This window comes from Psychrobacter sp. FME6, assembly GCF_014861365.1.
In the GTDB taxonomy this organism is placed as follows: domain Bacteria; phylum Pseudomonadota; class Gammaproteobacteria; order Pseudomonadales; family Moraxellaceae; genus Psychrobacter.
This window is the reverse complement of the sequence record NZ_RRYW01000135.1, coordinates 1-5486: the sequence shown is the minus strand read 5'-3', so window position 1 is coordinate 5486 and position 5486 is coordinate 1. Positions and strand designations below refer to the sequence as shown.

The following is a 5486-nucleotide window of genomic DNA, read 5'->3' as shown; positions in this document are numbered from 1 at the left end:
TAGGTCTTTTTTTCACCTCGCATTTGGTATTGCACTTCATGTGTTAATCTAAGATGTAATAAAAAATGAGAAAAATCAAGCGTAAAAAAAGCGTCTTAGCATGATGCCAGACGCTTTTTTAATAGAACAGCCAATGAATAACGGACTGTTTTAATCCAACCATGCATTAATCAATTTTAGGTGTTTTACCTTCATTAATTACTTCTGCATCAACCATGACGGTCTTAGCATCTTTCATTGATGGTAGCTCGTACATGGTTTCAAGTAGCGCGTTTTCAACGATAGAGCGCAAACCACGCGCCCCTGTTTTACGCTCCATGGCTTTTTTAGCGATGGCATCGAGGGCTTCTTGAGTAAAGCTAATATCAGCCCCTTCCATATCGAACAGATACTTATACTGTTTTACCAAAGCGTTCTTTGGTTCAGTGAGAATCTGTACCAAGGCTTCTTCGTCAAGCTCTTGTAGCGCAGCCAGTACTGGCAAACGACCAATCAGCTCAGGGATAAGACCAAACTTGATCAAATCTTCTGGCTCAACTTGCTGTAGCAAATCTGAGCTGCGTTTACTGTCATCTTTTGAGCTGATATCGGCGTTAAAACCAATACCACCTTTTTCTGTACGCTGTTGAATGACAGCATCAAGACCTGCAAACGCGCCACCAACGATGATTAAGATATTGCTAGTATCAACTTGGATCAGCTCTTGCTGTGGATGCTTACGACCGCCATGAGGCGGAATAGCAGCAACGGTGCCTTCGATAAGCTTTAGCAGAGCTTGCTGTACGCCTTCGCCTGATACGTCACGGGTGATAGACGGGTTGTCACCTTTTTTACTAATTTTATCAATCTCATCGATATAGATGATACCTTGTTCGGCTTTGCTCACATCATAGTCTGATGCTTGCAATAGCTTTTGAACGATGTTTTCAACGTCTTCACCGACATAACCCGCTTCGGTCAAAGTTGTCGCATCCGCCATCGCAAAAGGCACATCTAGCAGACGTGCTAAAGTTTGTGCCAGTAATGTTTTACCAGAACCTGTTGGACCAATCAGCAAAATATTACTTTTGGCTAGTTCAATCATTGCATCGTCAGCGCCAATTTTGGCTTTTTTGCTATCGCTGGCTAAGGTTTGGCTAACTTTTAGACGCTTATAGTGGTTATAAACCGCAACCGCCAATGCTTTCTTGGCAGCATCCTGTCCGATGACGTATTCATCAAGTTTGGCACGCAACTCTTTTGGCGTTGGTAGCTTTTTATTGACCCAAGAGGTATCGATTTCGCTATCATCATCACCGTCTTCGGCGCTGTCAGCGATTAAATCGGTACATAGCTCGATACATTCATTACAGATATTGGCATCGTCGGCGGCAATCAGCTGCTGTACATCGCTTTTGGCTTTGCCGCAAAACGAGCACTGCGGGGTGTTATCTTCTGCCATAAAAGGCGCTCCTAAAATTTAAAACTCACAAGTATTCTGATTATTGACATCAAGGCCAAAATGTATATCGTTAAGGCGCTTGATGCTTATCAAGGCTTCTGCTCTTATACGTCTACCATCACAGTAATTATAAAGAAGCAGGGCGGCGCTCTAATACTTCGTCAACCAAACCATATTCTTTGGCTTCTTTAGCATCCAACCAAAAATCACGCTCAACGTCTTTTTCGATTTTCTCTACTGGTTGACCCGTACGCTCAGCTAAAATCTCATTTAAACGGGCACGTGTTTTTAGAATTTCACGCGCGTTAATTTCGATATCTGTCGCTTGACCCTGCGCGCCGCCTGAAGGCTGATGAATCATCACGCGAGAGTTGGCTAGCGCATAACGTTTGCCTTTTTCACCTGCCGCAAGCAAGAATGAACCCATGCTATAAGCGCCGCCCATACAGATAGTCGATACTTCTGGCTTGATAAAGTTCATGGTATCAAAAATCGCTAAACCAGCACTCACTGAGCCGCCTGGTGAGTTGATGTATAAATGAATGTCTTTGTCAGGGTTTTCTGCTTCTAAGAATAATAATTGAGCGACGATTAGATTGGCCATATGGTCTTCGACTTGACCGGTCAAAAAGATAACGCGTTCACGCAATAGGCGCGAAAAGATATCAAACGAGCGTTCACCGCGAGATGACTGCTCAACCACCATCGGTACTAATGCGGCTTGAGTCGTGCTTTGTACATTGTCATGCGCACTCATGAGCATATCAAAATGCGGGTTGGCAGTGATGCGATCATAATCTGTCATAAAGATGTCCTGTTTATAAGTATATAGAATAAAGGGATTAAGGTTAGCTGCTGGCTAAATTTTTATTGGTGGTTATCATTGTAAACATTGCTGGCTTGTAATAAAACCTATCCGCTAATAAAAATTATCAAGGCCAATAAAAGGCAGTTAATATTGAAAGTCGCCAATAATAATGCCTACTAACAATAGCCGCAAAAAAATAATTGAGCCAATGGTAACTTTTTTATTAGAGTAATAGTAACGTTTTAATGTGAAAAATGACTTTGTATTAATAACATGAGTGTTCTTAATAATATGAGTGACTCCCTATTAATAAGGCGTCTGTACACATTTATCAAGGGGCTCAGCTATAAACTGTTTATAAAGATAGCCTTGACCCTTTGTCAGAGTACCAATAAAAATGCCCTAACAATGTGTTAGGGCATTTTTGGTTCAAGCTAAGCTATCTACCAATTAATGGCAATTTGCAAAGTTAGCTCCTAAGAAGTTATCTCTTAAGAATTTACATCGCTTGTTGCTGCTGTTGCTGAGCGGCTAGCAAGTCTTGGTAGCTGACTTCTTTGTCCGTCACTTTACCTTGCTCGATTAGATAATCAACCACTTGGTCTTCTAGTACCACAGACTCAATGTTAGCGCGTTGCTGTTTATCATTGGTATAGTACTCGATGACTTCTGCTGGATCTTCGTAGTTTTCAGCGGCTTCTTTGATGAAGCTTTCAACGCGCTCTTGATCGACTTCTAAGCCTTTGGTGTCGATAACGCGAGCAACGATGATGCCAAGACGGGCAGCACGTAACGCTTGTTCTTCGAACAGCTCGTTTGGCAGCATGTCTTTATCGAAGCTATCAGCATTGGCACCAAACTGCTGAGAAAAACGCTGCATCATCATGTTGCGCTGACGCTCAATTTCTTGCTCTAGCATGGCGTTCGGTACGTCAAACTCGTTCTTTTCTAGTAGTGCGTCAAAAGTCGCTTGTTTCACTTGGCTACGTGCTGCGTTTTTGATTTCGCGTTCCATGTTTTTGCGCACGTCTTCTTTTAACTTCTCAACACCGCCTTCTGTTACGCCGAATAGCTCAAGGAACTCTTCGTTGATTTCAGGCAATTTAGATCTTTCGACCAGTTTTACGTTGATTTTGAATTGTGCTTCTTTACCAGCCAAGTTTTCAGCTTGGTAATCTTCTGGGAAGGTCACGTCGATGACTTTTTCTTCGCCAGCTTTCATGCCTTTAATGCCAGTCTCAAAACCTGGAATCATTTGGTTGCTACCGATGACCAGTTTGAAGTCCTCAGATGAACCACCTTCAAATTTCTCACCGTCGATTGTACCTTCAAAATCAAAGGTTACTTGGTTGTCTTTTGCCGCCATGCCTTTTTTCTCGACGAACTCTTCACGTTGCTTTTGTAGGTTTTCGATCATGGTGTCGACGTCTTCTTCGTTAACCGTCGCAGTGTGACGCTCAACTTCGATTTCATCGATACCTTGAACTTCAACTTCTGGGAAGATTTCGACAGTCGCTTGATAAACTAAGAAATCATCTTCAAGTTTTACGTCGTCGATGTTAGGCATACCAACGGCGCGGATGTCTTCAGATTTGATCGCTTCAAAGACCGTATCACGGATCACATCGTTGATCACTTCTTGTTGAATGCCAGCACCGTACTGTGAACGGATATGTGACATTGGAACGTTACCTTTACGGAAACCGTCAATTTTGGCAGTTTTCGCAACTTGGCGAATACGGCCTTCAACTTTGTTTTGGATTTTTTCAACGGGCACTTTAACCGTTAGCTGAGTTTCTTTATTAGAAAGCTTGTTGGTTGTGACTTGTAAATCTGTAGCCATGTTCATTACACCTTTAGGATTAAATAATAAATAATAGGCAATCGTGCCCCAAAATACGGGCGCTTACTGTCGATTGCCGTTGGAATAAATAGGGGACATCGGTAGCTAGCAGCTCGGTAGTCAATGCCTTTAGTCATTACCGCGGGCACTAAATGATACTAAAAAGCGAAGCTATTTATCTTAATAGACACTACAAATATCAATAATAAAGCGTTAATAGGTCGCATAATAACGTTTTTTGCTCAATTATGCAGGCAAATAACGGCTTTCAGCAAAATTTTAAAAGTAGAACAGTATAATCTATCTGTTTATTAAAGTAAAAATTATCTGTTTACGGTCAAGTGAATTTAAATCTATAGTCAGTCCTAAATAAAATAAGTACAAATATTATCACGTGTTACTGGGACAAATTTTTCTTGCTTGCTTGCTGTGCCTGCGCAGACAGAGGCTACGCAAAATTTATCCCAGTAGTACTGTATTTTTTTATAGTGGAACGGCTATATTACATTTATAGTCCATTACACCTATAAAGGCAGCTGCGCCAATAATTGCTCAATCGCCTGTCCACGATGACTGATGCGGTTTTTATCAGCAGCGCTCAAGCTGGCAGCAGTCGCTTGCAGCTCTGGCAACCAAAACAGCGGATCATAGCCAAAGCCGCCCTCACCATGGGGCGTCTCTAAAATCTCACCGTGCCACAATCCTTGCGCGATAATCGGTAGCGGATCATCGGCATGACGAACCATGGCCAATACACAAACAAATAGCCCTTTAATCGGTTCGTTAGTCTGCGCATCGCGAATGGGCTGTAAGTCAGCAATAAGCTTGGCATTATTTTTGTCATCGTTACCATGCTCACCGGCATAGCGCGCAGAGTAAATACCCGGTGCGTTGCCCAGTACGGGTACACAAATCCCTGAATCATCCGCAATCGCTGGTAGTCCGCTGGCTCGGCTGGCATGTCGCGCTTTGATAATGGCGTTTTCTATAAAGCTCAGCCCATCTTCAATCGCATCATCGATATCAAGCTGACCTTGCGGGACGATGGTGACGTTTAAATTGGCGTCATCAAACAGTCTTTTAAACTCAGCAAGTTTGCCTTTATTGTTACTGGCAAGCACCCATTGATTAGCGGCTGCTGCTTGGCTCGATGGTGTGGCCTGTGAATAGGCTTCATTTGCGCTCGTCGTACTCATAGTGTCCGTCCAGCATTGGTTGTTTATTAAGAAGTATTTTATGTTTTAAACCCCACTCTCAACTTGAAATAAGCAACTCAAACTGAAGAGGCGGGTTACCAAGTTTTTTGTTGAGTACAAAGCATAGATTATGTGACAGAATCTTACGAATCAATCGATGAGACAAATGCCATAAATCTCTTGCTCGTACCCTTTGTA

The 5486-nt window shown here is 42.5% G+C and carries 4 protein-coding genes and 1 pseudogene; all 5 read right to left on the bottom strand.

What is annotated here, in order from left to right:
• Positions 1-166 precede the first annotated feature (166 nt).
• Complete coding sequence (gene clpX, locus EI162_RS13175) at positions 167-1441, bottom strand: ATP-dependent protease ATP-binding subunit ClpX (protein ID WP_192524774.1); 1275 nt, start codon at positions 1439-1441, stop codon at positions 167-169.
• Positions 1442-1568: 127 nt separating this feature from the next.
• A complete protein-coding gene (gene clpP, locus EI162_RS13170) occupies positions 1569-2246 on the bottom strand; it encodes an ATP-dependent Clp endopeptidase proteolytic subunit ClpP (protein WP_413038395.1) in 678 nt (225 codons plus the stop codon).
• 502 nt (positions 2247-2748) lie between these two features.
• Complete coding sequence (gene tig, locus EI162_RS13165) at positions 2749-4092, bottom strand: trigger factor (RefSeq protein WP_192524773.1); 1344 nt, start codon at positions 4090-4092, stop codon at positions 2749-2751.
• A 524-nt stretch (positions 4093-4616) separates the two neighbouring features.
• Entirely contained in the window at positions 4617-5288 is a 672-nt protein-coding gene (rdgB, locus tag EI162_RS13160; RefSeq protein ID WP_225735340.1) for an RdgB/HAM1 family non-canonical purine NTP pyrophosphatase, read from the bottom strand.
• A gap of 58 nt (positions 5289-5346) precedes the next feature.
• A pseudogene (locus EI162_RS13155) lies at positions 5347-5486 on the bottom strand (IS982 family transposase); the annotation flags it as partial.